Annotated in this window: 15 protein-coding genes; all 15 read right to left on the bottom strand. The window is 35.1% G+C overall.

Going from position 1 to position 16,821, the window contains the following annotated elements:
* Positions 1-38 precede the first annotated feature (38 nt).
* The 15 genes from DFQ11_RS02890 to metG all read right to left on the bottom strand — a co-directional run bounded on the left by DFQ11_RS02890 (position 39) and on the right by metG (position 16,595).
* Positions 39-1,544: a class I adenylate-forming enzyme family protein gene (locus DFQ11_RS02890; RefSeq protein WP_110474104.1), complete on the bottom strand. Its 1,506-nt coding sequence runs from the start codon at positions 1,542-1,544 to the stop codon at positions 39-41.
* Positions 1,519-3,030: a sodium/pantothenate symporter gene (locus DFQ11_RS02885; protein WP_110474103.1), complete on the bottom strand. Its 1,512-nt coding sequence runs from the start codon at positions 3,028-3,030 to the stop codon at positions 1,519-1,521. Before DFQ11_RS02885 ends, DFQ11_RS02890 begins: the two co-directional genes overlap by 26 nt.
* A 189-nt stretch (positions 3,031-3,219) precedes the next feature.
* Positions 3,220-3,678 carry a hypothetical protein gene (locus DFQ11_RS15095; RefSeq protein ID WP_146221493.1) on the bottom strand — a complete coding sequence of 153 codons (459 nt, stop codon included), beginning with the start codon at positions 3,676-3,678 and terminating at the stop codon, positions 3,220-3,222.
* Positions 3,679-3,694: 16 nt separating this feature from the next.
* The gene (locus DFQ11_RS02875; RefSeq protein WP_110474101.1) at positions 3,695-4,120 is read right to left on the bottom strand and encodes a PH domain-containing protein; all 426 of its coding nucleotides are present in this window, start codon (positions 4,118-4,120) and stop codon (positions 3,695-3,697) included.
* Positions 4,121-4,147: 27 nt separating this feature from the next.
* Positions 4,148-4,951, bottom strand: a complete 804-nt coding sequence (locus DFQ11_RS02870) for an SDR family oxidoreductase (protein ID WP_110474100.1) — start codon at positions 4,949-4,951, stop codon at positions 4,148-4,150.
* A 170-nt stretch (positions 4,952-5,121) separates the two neighbouring features.
* Entirely contained in the window at positions 5,122-5,331 is a 210-nt protein-coding gene (locus tag DFQ11_RS15090; RefSeq protein WP_146221492.1) for a hypothetical protein, read from the bottom strand.
* A 23-nt stretch (positions 5,332-5,354) separates the two neighbouring features.
* Positions 5,355-5,849 (bottom strand): ferritin, encoded by a 495-nt coding sequence (locus tag DFQ11_RS02865; protein ID WP_110474099.1) that lies wholly within the window; start codon positions 5,847-5,849, stop codon positions 5,355-5,357.
* 73 nt (positions 5,850-5,922) lie between these two features.
* Positions 5,923-6,825, bottom strand: coding sequence for a histone deacetylase family protein (locus DFQ11_RS02860; RefSeq protein WP_110474098.1), 903 nt, complete (start codon positions 6,823-6,825; stop codon positions 5,923-5,925).
* Between the two features lie 25 nt (positions 6,826-6,850).
* Positions 6,851-9,322 carry a hypothetical protein gene (locus DFQ11_RS02855; protein WP_110474097.1) on the bottom strand — a complete coding sequence of 824 codons (2,472 nt, stop codon included), beginning with the start codon at positions 9,320-9,322 and terminating at the stop codon, positions 6,851-6,853.
* A gap of 115 nt (positions 9,323-9,437) precedes the next feature.
* Positions 9,438-10,370 (bottom strand): T9SS type A sorting domain-containing protein, encoded by a 933-nt coding sequence (locus DFQ11_RS02850; RefSeq protein WP_110474096.1) that lies wholly within the window; start codon positions 10,368-10,370, stop codon positions 9,438-9,440.
* Between the two features lie 222 nt (positions 10,371-10,592).
* Complete coding sequence (locus DFQ11_RS02845; RefSeq protein ID WP_110474095.1) at positions 10,593-10,841, bottom strand: hypothetical protein; 249 nt, start codon at positions 10,839-10,841, stop codon at positions 10,593-10,595.
* 110 nt (positions 10,842-10,951) lie between these two features.
* Positions 10,952-13,069 (bottom strand): Tex family protein, encoded by a 2,118-nt coding sequence (locus tag DFQ11_RS02840; protein WP_110474094.1) that lies wholly within the window; start codon positions 13,067-13,069, stop codon positions 10,952-10,954.
* Positions 13,070-13,156: 87 nt separating this feature from the next.
* The gene (locus tag DFQ11_RS02835; protein WP_373287838.1) at positions 13,157-13,858 is read right to left on the bottom strand and encodes an OmpA family protein; all 702 of its coding nucleotides are present in this window, start codon (positions 13,856-13,858) and stop codon (positions 13,157-13,159) included.
* A 14-nt stretch (positions 13,859-13,872) separates the two neighbouring features.
* Positions 13,873-14,346 carry a lipocalin family protein gene (locus DFQ11_RS02830; RefSeq protein WP_110474092.1) on the bottom strand — a complete coding sequence of 158 codons (474 nt, stop codon included), beginning with the start codon at positions 14,344-14,346 and terminating at the stop codon, positions 13,873-13,875.
* A gap of 176 nt (positions 14,347-14,522) precedes the next feature.
* Entirely contained in the window at positions 14,523-16,595 is a 2,073-nt protein-coding gene (gene metG / locus DFQ11_RS02825) for a methionine--tRNA ligase (protein WP_110474091.1), read from the bottom strand.
* Positions 16,596-16,821 lie beyond the last annotated feature (226 nt).

Here is a 16,821-nt window from a genome sequence, read left to right as displayed (position 1 = left end):
GCTTATGAGTGTTATGAGAAATAGATATGCTAATCGTTTCATTCTTGAGATTTTATAGTGTTAAAGTAGGAATAAAGATGCTTTCTGGACACTTTTCCTAAACTCGTTAATGGAATATCATCTAAAATAAAAATATACTTTGGGTGCTTAAAAGCGACTAGTTTTGATTTGAGCTTTTCGCGAATGTATTCAACAGAAACATCATCGTTGGTGGTGGTTACAAAGGCTATGCCACATTCTCCCCATGTCTCGTCATTGGCACTTAAAACTACGGCCTTTTTTATGCCTTTTACGAGTTCTAATTGGGCTTCAATTTCTTGCGGATAAATATTTTCACCACCAGAAATGTACATATCGTTTTTACGCCCTTTCATATACAAAAAACCTTCTTCGTCACTATAAGCAAAGTCCCCAGTAAATAACCAACCTTTTTTTATTTTGTTACTAGTTTTTACGGAGTTGTTCCAATAGCCAGGAGTGACAATATTACCTTTAATGCATAATTCGCCAACTTGGTTCGTTTCGACGCATTCACCATTTTCATCAACAATTTTTAAGTCTAAATAAAAGTTTGGTTTTCCTATAGAATTTGGCTTGAGTTGCGCCATTTTATGGTGTAAGGATGTAATACTCGGTCCTGCTTCTGTAAGTCCATAGCCTGGTCTTATAAAAATATTCTTTTTCTTTTTCCAAAACGTGACGAGTTCTGACGGTACTTTTTCGCCTCCTGAAATAATATAGCGAAGCTTTTTAAGGTTAACCTTATGAAATACTTCGGTCTTTTGCATCATTAGTAGCATGGTTGGTAAAGCCATAAATAGTGATGTCTTATTGAGTTCTAAAAGACATAAAACTTTTTCGGCATCAAACTTTTCTAACATACCTATGTGAGCTCCTTTGTGCAATAATGGTGTGACGAAAATATGCCAACCTGAAGTATGATAAGGTGGTAAAATATTAATGGTAGAATCTCTGAAAGTGATTCCAAGTTGCATGGAGGTGTTAAGACTGTTCCAAAACAACATTTTATTAGTATAAATTACGCCTTTGGGCAGACCTGTAGTTCCAGAGGTATAGAAAATAAATAAGGCATTATCTTCTTTAATCTGAAAGGATTTTATGGATCGGTTTTCTGCCTTTTTATAATAATGCTTTATAGTTTTAAACGAGAATGCTTTTATGTCTTGAAGTTGTAATTGTGTCGCTTTGTCTTTATGATTGTCACTGTAAATAAGGACTCTTGGCGTACAGTCTAAAATAAGTTTAGATACTTCATGGGTAGACAAACGGTAATTTAGCGGAACAATTATAAGTCCCATGCGCTGACAAGCTACAAAAAGCACCATGTATTCTAAACCGTGTTCGGCTAAAACTGCAATTCTATCGCCTTCGTCAAGCTGAAGCTCTTTGAACTTTTCAACTAACTTATTGGCATAGCTGTTGAGATCGCTATAGGTATAAGTCTCATTTGAGTCATACGAGGTAATAGCAATCTTTTCAGGCGTATAATCTGCCCATTTAGCTGTCCAATCTAGTGTGTCCAAGTTTTACTTTTTTCGAATCTAATTTATAAATAATATAACCGACAACAAGGGATGAAACAATTCCAATAGCTGCAGAAACGCCTGGGTTGTTTACACGTTCTTGCATATAAGGGGTGATTCTTCCGTAATAAATTCCGAAGTGAACAACAATAGCCGTAATACTGGCTATAAATACCGAACGTGTTGAAACATCGGTTAAGAAAGTTCCAAACAATACAGGAACGAAAGCTGCGGCAAAATAGGCGTAAACACCATTCTGCGCAAATATGGCAACGCTCACATCTGGATTTTTAATCTGATCCCAACTTAATAAAAAGCTGACGACACCAAGAACAATGATAACCACTTTATTGATAGAAACATTATTATCCAAAAATTTATCTTTGAATATAGGATTAATAATGTCTGAGGTTATGGTTACAGATAGGGATTGAATAAGACTTTCTAAAGTAGATAAGCCAGCAGAAATTAAACCAACTACAATAACCAACCCAACACCAACGGTAAACTTGGTGACCACATAAGTGGGAACAATTTCATCCATTTTAAGTTTTTCGCCATTAGCCATAAAATCAGGGAAACTAATACGTGCGTATAGACCCACAATAACCACTAAGAAAAACACAATCATAAAGGCAATGCCGCTGAATAAGTAAGTGTTTATTTTACTGGAATCCTTAAGTAAAAGTGATTTTGTGATGATATGAGGCTGACAAACTATAGCAACACCAATAACAATTTGAGCTAAGATTATTTCAAAATAATCTCTAAACAGAAAACTGTCTGGATTGGTGGTTTTGATAAGATTTGGGTCGATAGCCTTAAGTTTTTCAAGGAAACCACTAATGCCATCTGAAAAATATTCGGCACCAGAAAAGATTAAAATTAGTGCCACAATACACATGATTATCGCTTGAATGGTATTGGTATAAACCATAGAGTTAGCACCTCCAAACATCATATAACCAAAGACAAAGGCAGTGATTCCCATAAGAACATAGAAAGGATCTGCATTTAGTGACTTAGAAATCACTTGGGTTAAACCCACATTGATTAGTACAATAAAGGTGATGAGCAACAATGCTATAATTCCGAAGAACAGTGAATAACTTTTGCTCTTATAGCGTTTGCCTATCCACTGTGCCATCGTGGTGGCTTTCACGGCGTTTCCTTGCTTAACGAAGCCTTTCGTAAAAACGATTAAAGAAATAAAGGCCGCAATAGGCATGACAACTGCAAATGAAAGTACACCAGAAAGTCCGTAAAGCGCAATAAACCCCGGATTAATAATAAAAGTAGCAGCACTGGTCATGGATGCTGCTAAAGACAAACCAACCACCCATGAAGGGAAGCCAATGTTTCCTACGGCATAATCCTTCATGCTTGTGTTTTTTCGTGCCCCTCGAATCACAAAAAATAAAATTACTGCAGCATATACTGCTAATAAAATCCACATATAAGTGACTAACTCGTTTGATGCTATCATTTGAAATAAAGTGTTTGAAAACAAATAACAATCTTTAAATTATTTTAAGTCTTCTAAATTGTGGTTTGTGGGGTGTGACTTTTAATAATATTATTTAAAGAGCGTGATTATTGTCAAATATATCAATATGATGGTTAGGTATGACTATAAAGTTAGAAGATGATTTAAAATACGTTTTATCTCATGATTTCAGTGAGGTATACGATTCCAAAAAGCCAACCAATATAGCATGGCCAAAATTATAAAAAGAGAAAACCAAAATATAGCTTCAAGTAAAAGGAGTAAAATCACAAACAAGATGGTCATTCCAATCCATAGCAATATAGATAAGATAAATCCGCCAATACCATCGCCTACGGAAACAACTGGAGTGTCAAAAGTTGGTGTCGTGCTGTTAATTAATTCACCTCTTTTAAAATTTCTAAATTTTGGAAAATCATCTACGAGTCCAACGCCTTTGTAAAGGCCATAAGTCATGAATAAAAACAGAGCTGTGGCAATTAGGCTTAAAGACCAGTAAAGATTTGAAGTTAACGATCTATTATAATTTATCCCACTTAAATAAACCGTCAATATGGTAATCCCTATCACAATTAAGGAAACTATAAATACAGACTTGCCTTTTAAATAAGTGGCTTTGGGATTCAATGCTGACGTTTCAGAGTTAAGAAATATTGATTTTAATATTTGGGTTGATTGTACTCAAATCTTTAACGAAGCTGTGTTTATCTTTTGGAGAAATAATAATGCTGTTCACCTTTTGGTACTTGATTTCAATTCTATCGAAAGAAACGGCTGGCGAGGATAAGATGCTATTCGTTTTTGTTATTTCCGTAATCTCAGAAATATGAATAGGATTAAAGGGTATAAATCCGCTTTTAATTTTGAGGATATTGTCTTTGATGGTATAGGTGGTTGAAAAAAACATATGCAGAACAAATGCAAAAATAATCAGCAGAAATAATCCTGTTCCTAATAAACTCTTGTCCGTACCTTCATCGAAGGCGTAGAATATAAGTGGTCCGAAAAAGACAACAAATATAAAGCCTAGAAGGAGGTATGAGACTTTTGAATAATACGTTTTAGTCATAAGTTATGTTTGTTCTGACTGATAATCTTACTTTTTTCGACCAGTAAAATGCTCCATAGTTTTATAAATTCCTAAGACACTTCCGGCAAACCAATCAAATACTTTAATTGGCATTATAGCTTGACCTAATCTTGTAAATCGGTAAACATAACCGGGAAGAGTGACCATAACTTTATTCTTTTCAATGGCCTTAACAATGGTTAAAGCTGCGGCCTCAGGATCTAATATCGGAATTTTAGATCTTACGCCATCAAACATGCCAGTATTAATATAATAGGGCATTATAGTGGTGACATTAACCTTCTTTTCGAGTTGTTGCATTTCTAATCGTAAGCTGTCAGACCATCCGATAAGCGACCATTTACTAGCGGCATAAACCGACATTTTTGGATTGGAAATAAGTCCGCCAGACGAAGCGATATTACAAATATGACCTGAGTTCTTATGAATCATATCCTGTAAAAACTCGGCTGTGATGAGCATCGGTGCATTCGCATTAATGTCCATGGTTTTAAGGATGTCTGATGTGCTATGCTCATGAAAATATTTACCAACTATAATCCCGGCATTATTAATAAGAACATCCACCATGCCATGTTCTTGTTTCACCCGATTTGCCGTTGCTTTAATTTGTTCACCATTAGATACATCGACATTATAGCCTACAATCGTTCCTAGATTTGAAAAATCAGAAATAGTAGCATCTATACTTTCTTGGTTAATATCCCAAAGAATCACTTTTGCTTGTCGTTCTAACATGAGACGAGCCATAATTTTGCCAATACCAGATGCTCCACCTGTTATTAAAACTGTTGTATCTTTTAATTGCATGTTTTGTGTTTGTTGCTACTAATAAGTTTGAATTCGATTAATGGCGAGATAAAGCACTAAATTTAGGAAATAAAATCTGAAATGATAGGGGATGAGATGGAATTATACTGATATGATGAAAATGGCAGGCTTATAAATTGTATTAAGTAGTTTAGGATACAACCTACCCCTTATTTATTACTTTTTTCTTGAGTTCCTTGTTTCTTAATGGAATAGAATATGATTAGTCCTGTTATTGGCCCAATTACCATGGCGTTAATAAGAAATCTACAAATTCTAAAATCTAATCCGTCAGAATAGTCAAAGCAAGCCATAATTACAGCATATAAAAGGCCATTGATTAGGGATGTTTTTAGAAGGTTTCTTAACTTTTTATTCATAAGACTGTTCAGTAATAGGAAGACTATTTAACAGTGAGTAGCTTGATGTCTCTATCAAATAAATAGAGTCCTCCTTTGTCATCTCCAATCATTTTCACCTTATCCAAAATAGTTCTGGCTACAGCTTCTTCTTCAATTTGCTCAGAAACATACCATTGTAAGAAATTATGTGTGGCATAATCTTTTTCCTGTAAAGCTATATGAACAAGTTCGTTAATACTTTCAGAAACAAGCACTTCATGTTCTAAGAATTTTTCAAATATTTCTTGATAAGAACGGAAGGTTACGTTGGGCGCCGTTAATTCAGAAATATGGGCATGCCCTCCTCGTTCATTAATAAACTTAACTAATCTCAGCATGTGCTGGCGCTCCTCATTAGATTGGTCATACATAAAGCTAGAGATTCCTTCTAAACCTTTTACTTCTGCCCATACGGCCATGGATAAATAGGCTTGTGATGACTCAGCCTCAATTCTAACTTGATTGTTTAATGCAGATTCAATAGATTTTGATAACATGATATAAGTTGTTTTACACGAAGATACGCATACTTAAAAGGTTTATGAAGTCTTTTTTAGAAATAAGAATTGCCTAAAAATATAGGTCTTGAGCTAATCGAAAGGTGTTAGCATGAGCTTCTACAATAGTTTTGATTTCTGCAGAGTAGCCGCCACCCATACTGCACATAACAGGAATCTGGTTAGTTTTGCATTGTTCTAAAACAAAGCGATCTCGTGCTTTACAGCCTTCTATGCTAAGGCCGAGTTTACCTAGTTTATCAGTAGCAACAACATCTACGCCAGATAAATAATAAATAAAATCAGGTTCTTGTTCTGCTATAAGTTGAGGCAATGTGGTTTTTAGAATATCTAAATAGGTGGCATCCTCTGTACCGTTTTCTAGAGCTATATCTAAATCGCTTTTCTCTTTTTTGAATGGATAATTACTTTTACCATGCATAGAAAAGGTAAACACTAAAGAATCATTCTGGAAAATTTCAGCAGTGCCATTACCTTGATGAACGTCCAAATCGACAATTAATATCTTTTTTGCTAAACCGTTTTGTTGAAGGTAGCGCGCTCCAATAGCTTGATCATTTAATAGACAAAATGCTTCTCCATGATCACTGAATGCATGATGTGTTCCTCCAGCAATATTCATAGCAATTCCAAATTCAAGAGCAAATTCACTCGCCTTAATAGTACCATCTGCAATGAGAACTTCGCGATGAACCAAACCTCTACTCAAGGGGAATCCTATTTTTCGAGCTGCGCGTTGATCTAAGGTTAGGTTCACTAAATCGTAATAATATTCCGGGTCATGAACACTTACAATATACTTGTCATTGGGTTTTTCAGGTTCAAAAAAATTAGCTTCATTGCAGGTGCCTTCATACAATAATTGCTGAGGTAATAAGTCATACTTCTCCATGGGAAAACGATGTCCTTTGGGCAAAGAATGTTTGAAAATAGGATGATAGGCTATTTTGAGCATTTGAAATTGGAGTGCTTGGGATGTTCTAATTTAGTTGTAAGACTTTCTCTTCAAAAATAAATGATCCGTCAAGAGTAACCCCTTCAATATAAAGTGTGATTGGTACTTTTGGCGATGCAATTTTAAAACTCACATTGCCATTGTGGTCAGTTTTAAGTTCTGGTTCCCAAGAAATAATTCCATAATCTTTAAAGAAGTCGTCTTTATAAGAACTGTATTTTGGTATGTAGATTTTCTTCTGTTCACTAAAAGTGAGAGGGATTTTATAGTCTTGTATCGACTTTCTATTGATGACTTTAGGTAAATCTTTATTTGAATAAATACGAAGCGTTCCTGTGGCTCCTCTTAGACCTTCGCCTACTCCAAATTTATTAATCTCTATAGCGTCAATATAAGATAAGTCGTATCTCATTAAAAAACTGGTGTCAATCAAGCGCATATCGTCTAAATAGATGGCTAAACTTCCATTATTAGATGAAACAGTAAATCCGCCTTGAATTTCTCTCATTATGTTTAAGTCTTCAGGTGAAGTGCTCCCCGAAATAGACTCCTCAATAAATGGATTATTAGGAGCGCTCTTTGAAGTAGACTCCTCTACTAATAGACCTTTGAAACTTAAGAAATGTGCTAAAGAGGAAAACGTCCTTTCATCTTCTTCATTAATTAAATAAACACGACCAAATCGACCCTTACTAAATTTTTCTTTTCGCTGTCTGTTCTTCGCTGCTATAGATTTTATAGTAACCTCATCTAGTTTTTGAATTTTAACACTTTTATTAAGGATGGTTTTACTGTTGTAGCTATTGATTGTTTCTGATATTCTGTAATCCATTTTAGGTGCTAGCAAACCATAGGTGTCATCTAGTGGAGGAATGGAATTTGGGAAAAACTGTAAATAAAGTTTGGCAGGCAATAAACCTTTAGATGCGCTAGCTTTTGATAAAAATAGAGTATTAGTTCCCTCAGGAAATATACTTTCAATTAAAAAGCTTTTGTCATTAGGTTGTACAGAAAAAGTTCTAGGGGCCTCAGTGCCTATGGCATGCATTAGATAATTGGTTTCTGAGTTTTTATTCAATTCCTTTGGAATCAAATTGGCTTTAACTGTAATGCCTTGTTCAAATTTGTGTTTTTTGTCTAAAGGTTCACTAAATATGTCATTCCAGTCATAACTGCTCCAACCTTGTGTAATGAGTAAATTATCTAATTCGTACTTCTTTTTAGCATCAACATCAGTGAAATAATATTTGGCTTGTTCTACAGTTCCATTAACGTAGGGTTCTAAAAAACTATATGAAACTAAATTTTGATGTCTTTTGTACGACCTAGTGTCTTGTGGTAACACCGAAATACTAAGGGAGTTAAAAGCGTTCGTGTCTATGTCTTTAAAATTGAGATTTAAATTTAACGAATCATTACTTCTGGTCGCAGATACATGATCAGATTTTAAAATTTCAATCCCTTCATGGTTGAAAAATAAGCGTTCGGCTATAGGTAGGTCATCTTCATTAAATAAGGTCAAAATGTTCATGCCGCTTGCAGTATTGCTATAATCAATGGCTTTTGTGATTTCAGTGCTGTCTGTAAAATAGACGTCCATAATATCAAAATAATCCCCATTATGAATCATTAAAGTGTGCCTTTTGTTTTTTAAAATTTCTAAAGTCTTTTGATTAGTCAATAGGGAAATGAAAACTTTAGATTGTAAACTTTTTAAGGAGATAATAATACCTGTACTTTCTATTTTTTGATTGATATTAAAGCTAAAGGTCTCTTTAGTACTTATAATATTTACTTTGTATTCATTATTGAGATCCGGGATGAGTTGAAATTTCCCAATTCCAAATTGGTTAGTTTCGAAGGTGGTGATAAGCGTGTTGTTTTTATCTAAAACTTCACCTTTGGCAAAAGGAATACCATAACCAAAATTATCTTTGATAACCACACCGATAACATTAAGAACGCCGTTGAGAAGATGTCCACTTTCTGGTAAAAATTGTGCATCTATCTTGTCGGCTATCATTGGCTTGTTGCTAGAATCTTCATTATCGTAGTCAATAACACGTATGGATTCTGTGAAATAATTTTTTTCATTAAAATTAAGCATCCAATTCGTGTAGGCTTTTATTTTATAATAACCTGAGGTAAAAAGAGAATCTAATTCAAATGTATTTGAAGCTACGCCATCGACAACTTTAATTAACTTCTGTTTGATTATATTTTGTTTATCATCTTCTATGCTTACATAGAGATTTGTAGTAATTAATGACGGATTTTTGCTTTTCTTGTCTAAAATATAAGCTGTAAACCCAACATCTTCTCCTTTGATAAATGTCGACTTATTTAAATGTAGATAGGCGATCTCGCGAGCTGCCTTTGTGTACGTTTTATACTTATCGGTAATTTCAGATGTTTCTTGAGTATGACCACTGAAAGTTCCGCATGCGATTAGGGAAAAAATAATCAAGTAAGTATTTAATGTGATTCGAATTGTCATAAAGGATGATTTTATATGTAAAATACTCATAAAAATTAAGCCAAAGAAATTTAAATTTCTTTGGCTTAATAAGTAGATTGAAAATTTAGGTGTGATACCTAAAATTGACTATAAACTATTGCTTCATCACCTTTTTAGTAAAAGTTCCGTTTTCAGTAGTTATATGTAGAATGAAAATTCCAGCAGGAACATTCGTAGTATTAATACTATGAGCTTGAGAAAAGTCTCCCTCAGATACTAATGCTCCAATAGTGTTGTACATTTTAAATGATTTTAACTGAACAGATGCAGGAACATCTACAGTAATCTCGTTAGTAAACACGGTAGGGAATACATTTACCGTCTCAAAAACAGTAGTGTTAACTGATAAATTATTGTTTAAGATAGGGTAGCCATCATTCATGGTCGCGTCTATTGTCCATGGGCCATCTTCTGAACCAGCATTTAATAGATCCACTAAGTCGGTTGTTTTCATGTTTGAAGTTGTTCTACCTTCAATGCTGTAATCTGCAGGTGCAGCTCCGAAACCACCAACGCCATCTGTAAGTTGAGAAGTTTCTGTGTCAAAATAGCAATTCTCAACAACATTATAGCCTCCGCCCCAATAGCCAACAACTCCACCAGCAAATTCTGGTGCAGTAACGGTGCCTGTAGCATAAGAGTTGTTTAAGACTAAATTAGAATCAGCGCCACCATAAATACCACCAGCTCTTCCTAAAGAAGCGTTAACAGTAGATCTAGAATAGCAATTGTTTACAATATTGTTTGAGTTGGGAACAAAAGACATGGTGCAATAACCAACAACCCCACCAATTAAATACCCTCCAGAAACAGATCCTGTAGAGTAAGACTCTGTAATTGAAGTGGTGTCCCAAGCAGAACCAGCAAGTCCTCCAATTTGACTAACACCTACAACATCACCTTCAAAAGAACAATTAGACATTGTAGATCCTATTAATATACCACCTACTAAGCCGCCAACATTATAAGAGTCGTAATTTACAGTCTCTCCAAGTACAGATGCATTTGTAACGTGGCAATTTACCATAGTACTGCCTGTAGAAAAATTACCAACTAAGACTCCCGCAGTATCACGAGCTGCAATTGTTGCGGTGTCAACTTTAATATTTGATAAGGTTCCACCTGTGACCTGACCAAATAAACCGACAAAATCACTTACAGGTGAATTTATCCAAAGATTACTTATAGTGTGGTTGCCGCCATCAATATGACCAGAAAAAGGGAGGTTAGTATTTACACCAATCGGTGCTCATAAGTTGCCATCCAAGTCAATATTAGCGCCTAAAATAATAGTGATGCCTTCAAAATCGTAGCCTTGTGCGACTAATTGTGAAACACCAGCTAATTGAGAAGCAGTGGTAAGCGTATATTCGGTTTCAGTTGGGCCATACCAACTGATGTCAGCATGGTTCGACCAAAAAGTTGTCGGAAAATCCTGAGCCTGAACACCTAAGCTAACCGTTAAAATTAAAATTAATGTTGTGTAAAGTTTTTTCATGATTGTGTTTTGGAAATTGATTAGAATTGGTTTTTAAAATATGGTCCTAAAGGTAGAAATACTTAACTGAATTCTTAATATTTTGCTATCTTTTTAAAATATAGAATAGCTTATTTTACAAGTTGGAGTTGAATGCGTTTACGAGCAATATCAACCTCCAAAACCTTCACTATAATTTGCTGGTGTAGATGAACATGTTCATTCACATCTTTCACAAAACTATCGCTCAGATTTGAAACATGAATTAAACCACTTTCTTTTATGCCAATATCTACAAAACAGCCAAAATTTGTAATGTTATTAACAATACCGGGCAAAAGTTGACCTTCATGTAAATCGGTAATAGATTTTATGTTTTGGTTGAAAGTAAATACCTTGGCCTGTTCACGAATATCTAAACCTGGCTTTTCTAATTCTTTAATGATATCCTCAAGAGTTAATAAGCCAACGTCTTCTGAAACATATTTCTTTAAATCTATTTGTTGAAGAATATTTTTATTTCCAATTAAATCTTGAAGCGAAACACCTTCGTCTTTTGCCATTTTTTTAACGATGTCATAACGCTCTGGATGAACGGCCGAATCGTCTAATGGATTTTTGGCACCTTTTATTCTAAGGAAAGCGGCACTCTGTTCAAAAGCTTTCCCGCCTAAACGTGGTACCTTAAGAATATCTTTTCTAGATTTAAAAACGCCGTGTTCTTGTCGGTATTCAAAAATGTTTTCAGCCAATTTCGGACCAATACCAGAAACGTAACTTAGTAATGGTTTGCTGGCTGAATTGATATTAACGCCAACGGCATTCACACAATTTTCAACCACTGTGTCTAGCTCTTTTTGAAGTTTAGTTTGATCAACATCATGCTGATATTGTCCAACGCCAATTGATTTTGCATCTATTTTTACCAATTCTGCTAAAGGGTCCTGAAGACGTCTCCCAATAGAAACACTGCCTCTAACGGTGACATCATAGTTTGGGAATTCCTCACGTGCTATTTTCGATGCCGAATAAATACTCGCTCCAGCTTCACTGACTACAAAAACTTGAATGTCATTTTTAAATTGAATTTTTCGGATTAAAGCTTCTGTTTCTCTGGAAGCTGTTCCGTTTCCTATCGCAATGGCTTCAATATGATAAGCTTCAGCTAATGATGAAATCTTTTTAATGGCACCAATACTGTCATTTTTTGGAGGATGAGGATAAATAGTTTCATTGTGTTTTAAATTGCCTTGAGCATCTAAACAGACCACCTTACAGCCTGTTCTAAACCCTGGGTCGATAGCTAAAACACGCTTTTCTCCTAGTGGAGAACCTAATAGTAGTTGTTTTAAGTTCTTTGCGAAAACGTTAATGGCAGAGTCATCAGCTTTTTCTTTAGCAAGGCTTAGTGCTTCATTGCTAAGGGATGGGAAAAGTAAACGTTTAAAGGCATCAGAAATGGCTAATTCTAGCTGTTCAGCGCAAGCATTTCGGCTTCGTATAATTTTATGCTCTATATGTTGTAAAGCGCGTTCGTTATCTATTTCAATCTTTACCCTAATAAACCCTTCGTTTTCGGCACGTAAAATAGCTAACAGGCGATGTGAAGGAATGCGCTGGAGACTTTCAGACCAGTCAAAATAGTCTCTAAACTTCTGAGCTTTCTCTTCCTGAGCTTGGGCTTTTATTACTTTGGTTGTAATCTGAGCATAACTCTCTATTTGCTGTCTCAATGAATGACGGATATCAGTGCGTTCATTTATCCATTCAGACATAATATGTCGTGCACCTTCTAAGGCTTCTTCAGTAGAATTGACATCGCCTTTCACATATTTAAACGCAATAGATTCTATATCATTTGCATTTTGTGACATAATGATTTTAGCTAAAGGCTCTAAACCATTTTTGCGAGCGGTTTCAGCTTTTGTCTTTCGTTTTTTCTTATAGGGTAAATATAAATCCTCGAGCGTCGTGAGGTCTTTAGGGCCTTCAAATTTAAGTTTTAAGTCTTCGGTTAAAACCCCTTGCTCTTCAAGAGCTTTTAAGATCGCTGTTTTTCGTTTTTCTAAAGTTTCAAATTGGTCTTTGTATTTAACAATATCGCCAACTTGAACTTCGTCTAAATTCCCAGTAGCCTCTTTCCTGTAACGTGAAATAAAAGGAATAGTGCAATCTTCATTGAGTAATTGAATGGTGTTTTCAACACTGTGTTTTGGTAGTTGAGTGTGCTGTACTATGTATGTTATCATCATAAAAAAAGACCTTATAAGTTTTAATTTATAAGGTCTGTAATATATCTAACTCAACGCTAATTGCCGAATAGTTTTGACAAAAGTTTATTGGCTCGAGTTAGATTCTCTTTGTGCTTCTTCTATCATATCCTCATTAGGAACAATAGCAATATTTACTCGTCTGTTTTTAGAACGACCTTCAGCTGTATTATTATCGTACTTTGGTTGTTCTTCTCCAAACCAATGTGTTGTGAATCTGCTACTCGCAAGCCCTTTTCCTCTTAAGTAATTAGTTACGGCTTCAGCTCTATTTTTCGAAAGCGTCATATTATATGAAGCCGGTCCTGAGCTATCTGTGTGTCCAACAACTAAGATATTCGTGTCTGGGTATTCAGCAAAAACTCCAGCTAATTTATTAAGTGTTTCTTGAGATTTTGCATTGATATTATATTTCTCAGTATCAAAATACACACCACTTTTCTCGTCAAAAGTAACCACGATTCCGTCGTCTACACGTTCTACAACAGCGCCTGGAATTTCTTGTTCAATTTCCTGAGCCTGCTTATCCATTTTCTTTCCAATAAGCACACCTGCAGTACCACCAACAACACCACCTATTACAGCGCCTAATTCACTATTATTACCGCTACCAACATTATTTCCTATAATGGCACCTAAAATGGCTCCACCAGCAGCTCCAATTACACCACCTTTTTGTTTGTTGTTAGCATTATCTACAGCCTTACAACTCGTCATCAATACTAATAATAAGGATAGAGTTACGGCTAAATTCGATTTATAATTCATTAATCTCATAATTTTTAAAGTTTTGTAAAGTTCATATTAATTGTCATGGGTTTTCCGTCTAAATTCACCACTTGTTGCCATTGCATCATCGTGTCTGATAAAGACGAAAGTTTTAGTCTAAAACCAACATCGGTTTCAGATTTGCCCTTTTCATTAGTAGGTTTTAATAGAAAGTTATATAAGCCCGTTGTTTCATCTACTTCATCTATCGTGAAAACGAAATAACGTTGTTCTGCCGAACAGTCTAATCCTGAAAGTGTGTAAGTTCCTGTATTATTATTAGGAATAAATTGCCAGGTACTATTTTCAAAACAAGCTTTATCGGCATCGTTTAAAAGTGTGATTTTAAAATCACCAATAGCAGAGGTGGTAATTGAAGATAACGTCCAATCGCCTTTAATGGTCTTTTTAGATTCACGAACTGTTTTTGAAGCGCCGCAAGAAACTAAAAAACAGAAGGTTAAACATAAGATTGCTATTTTTTTCATGGTATTCGTTTTTAAATAATGGTTCAATTCAAAATTACCCAAACGATAGACTATACCTTGCTTGTAAAGAAGAAAATGTTAATGCAATTGATAAGGAGAGGATAATATTTTGGCGTCAACATTCATTTGAAACCAAAACATTATCCTCTAATGTTATAATATGATAAGTCGTTTAACTAGCTAATTTTTAAACCGTTAGCAACAGTGTTTTTACCGCCTTCAGTAGAAGTGTCTGGATTAACAAAGACTAAATTGCCAGATGCGTCTTCAGTCATTAAAATCATACCTTGACTTTCAACACCTCTTAATTTTCTTGGTGCTAAGTTGACTAAAACCGTAACTTGTTTTCCGATAACCTCTTCCGGAGAAAAACTCTCAGCGATACCAGAAACAATAGTTCTAACATCGATACCAGTATCTACTTTAAGAACAAGTAGCTTTTTGGTTTTTGGCATTTTTTCAGCTTCGAGAATAGTTCCTACACGTAAATCTAACTTCGTAAAATCCTCAAATGCTATTTCTTCTTTCTGTGGTTCCATAACTTTATTTGCGGCTTCGTTGCTTTTTTTGCTTGCTTCTAATTTTTCTAATTGTGCTTCCACCTGTGAATCTTCAATTTTAGAGAATAATAATTCGGCTTGACCTATTTGATGCCCAACAGGAACTAATATATCTTTTGATGAAATGTCATCCCAAGCGTTATTATTCGCTTTTAAAATACCTTTTAACTTGTCTGAAGTAAATGGTAAAAAAGGTTCAGATAAAATAGCTAACGCTGAAGCGATTTGTAAAGCTACAAACATCACCGTTTTTGTACGTGCTTCGTCAGTTTTTACAGTTTTCCACGGCTCCTCGTCGGCTAAGTACTTATTTCCTAAACGTGCTAAATTCATTAATTCTTGACTCGCTTCTCTAAAACGATAGCGTTCTATAGAACTTGAAATAACCGAAGGATAAGCTTTTACTGCAGCTAAAGTGTCTTCGTCAATTGTTGAATAGTCTGAAGGTTCAGGAACGAATCCGTCGTAATATTTGTTAGTTAATACAACCACTCGGTTAATGAAGTTTCCAAAAATAGCGACTAATTCATTATTGTTTCTAGCTTGAAAATCTTTCCAAGTAAAATCGTTGTCTTTTGTTTCAGGTGCATTGGCGGTTAAGGCATAACGCAATACATCTTGCTGATTTGGAAAGTCTTCTAAATACTCAGGTAACCAAACGGCCCAATTCTTAGAAGTAGAAAGTTTATTGCCTTCTAAATTCAAGAATTCATTGGCTGGTACATTATCCGGTAGAATATAAGAGCCTTCTGCTTTTAACATCGCAGGGAAAATAATACAGTGAAATACAATATTGTCTTTTCCTATAAAGTGAACAAGCTTAGTATCCTCATCTTTCCAATAATCTTCCCAATTTTTTCCTTCACGTGCAGCCCATTCTTTAGTGGCAGAGATATAACCAATAGGCGCATCAAACCAAACGTAAAGAACTTTGCCTTCTCCACCTTCAACAGGAACTGGGATACCCCAATCTAAATCTCTAGTTACAGCTCTCGGGCGCAATCCATCGTCTATCCATGATTTAACCTGACCGTAAACATTAGATTTCCAATCTTTTTTATGACCTTTTAAAATCCATTCACGTAAAAAGTCTTCGTGTTTGTTTAAAGGTAAAAACCAATGTTTAGTTTCTTTTAATGTTGGGACGTTTCCTGTGATGGCCGACTTAGGATTAATTAAATCCATAGCATTATGGCTAGTGCCACAATTTTCACATTGGTCGCCATAACTTTCTTCATTGCCACATTTTGGACAGGTTCCAATGACAAAACGATCGGCTAAAAACTGATGCGCTTCTTCATCATATAACTGTTCAGAGACCTCTTCAACAAACTCGTGCTTATCATAAAGGGTTTTAAAGAATTCAGAAGCGGTTTCATGATGAATTTTCGCTGAGGTACGAGAGTAGTTATCAAACGAAATTCCGAAATCTTCAAACGATTTTTTAATAATCGCGTGATATTTATCTACAATATCTTGTGGACTAACTCCTTCCTTCTTCGCTTTAATTGTGATAGGTACACCGTGCTCGTCACTACCACAAATAAAGGCAACATCCTTTCCGGTTAATCTTAAATATCTCGTATAAATATCTGCTGGCACATAAACACCTGCTAAATGACCAATATGAATGGGACCATTGGTATAAGGTAGTGCAGCGGTTATGGTATATCGTTTTGGTGTACTCATGAATTTAAATTTAGGTCATTAAATTTGCTGTTGAAACCTCGCTTTTTATAGGTTTAGAGCGTATTCGGAATGACTAGTGTTTACACTATTTTACAAGCCACAAAAGTAAACAATTCTAAGGCGAATTAGAAAAAAAATGTACTTTTACAAAAAGCCTAAATTATGATTTTGAGACATCGCATTTTTTACTTCATTTTTGCAATTGTTTTACTCCTGAATTTAAATT

Origin of the sequence: Winogradskyella epiphytica (genome assembly GCF_003217215.1) — a bacterium.
Lineage (GTDB): Bacteria > Bacteroidota > Bacteroidia > Flavobacteriales > Flavobacteriaceae > Winogradskyella > Winogradskyella epiphytica.
This window is presented reverse-complemented; position numbering and strand designations above follow the sequence as displayed.

What these genes read in the sequence shown, in the direction of transcription:
- DFQ11_RS02850 (WP_110474096.1), bottom strand. Translation starts at nt 10,370, where the DNA reads ATGGTAAATTGCCACGTTACAAATGCATCTGTACTTGGAGAGACTGTA.
- DFQ11_RS02845 (WP_110474095.1), bottom strand. Translation starts at nt 10,841, where the DNA reads ATGAAAAAACTTTACACAACATTAATTTTAATTTTAACGGTTAGCTTA.
- DFQ11_RS02870 (WP_110474100.1), bottom strand. Translation starts at nt 4,951, where the DNA reads ATGCAATTAAAAGATACAACAGTTTTAATAACAGGTGGAGCATCTGGT.
- DFQ11_RS02865 (WP_110474099.1), bottom strand. Translation starts at nt 5,849, where the DNA reads ATGTTATCAAAATCTATTGAATCTGCATTAAACAATCAAGTTAGAATT.
- DFQ11_RS02835 (WP_373287838.1), bottom strand. Translation starts at nt 13,858, where the DNA reads ATGAATTATAAATCGAATTTAGCCGTAACTCTATCCTTATTATTAGTA.
- metG (WP_110474091.1), bottom strand. Translation starts at nt 16,595, where the DNA reads ATGAGTACACCAAAACGATATACCATAACCGCTGCACTACCTTATACC.
- DFQ11_RS02855 (WP_110474097.1), bottom strand. Translation starts at nt 9,322, where the DNA reads ATGACAATTCGAATCACATTAAATACTTACTTGATTATTTTTTCCCTA.
- DFQ11_RS02875 (WP_110474101.1), bottom strand. Translation starts at nt 4,120, where the DNA reads ATGACTAAAACGTATTATTCAAAAGTCTCATACCTCCTTCTAGGCTTT.
- DFQ11_RS15090 (WP_146221492.1), bottom strand. Translation starts at nt 5,331, where the DNA reads ATGAATAAAAAGTTAAGAAACCTTCTAAAAACATCCCTAATCAATGGC.
- DFQ11_RS02840 (WP_110474094.1), bottom strand. Translation starts at nt 13,069, where the DNA reads ATGATAACATACATAGTACAGCACACTCAACTACCAAAACACAGTGTT.
- DFQ11_RS02885 (WP_110474103.1), bottom strand. Translation starts at nt 3,030, where the DNA reads ATGATAGCATCAAACGAGTTAGTCACTTATATGTGGATTTTATTAGCA.
- DFQ11_RS02860 (WP_110474098.1), bottom strand. Translation starts at nt 6,825, where the DNA reads ATGCTCAAAATAGCCTATCATCCTATTTTCAAACATTCTTTGCCCAAA.
- DFQ11_RS02830 (WP_110474092.1), bottom strand. Translation starts at nt 14,346, where the DNA reads ATGAAAAAAATAGCAATCTTATGTTTAACCTTCTGTTTTTTAGTTTCT.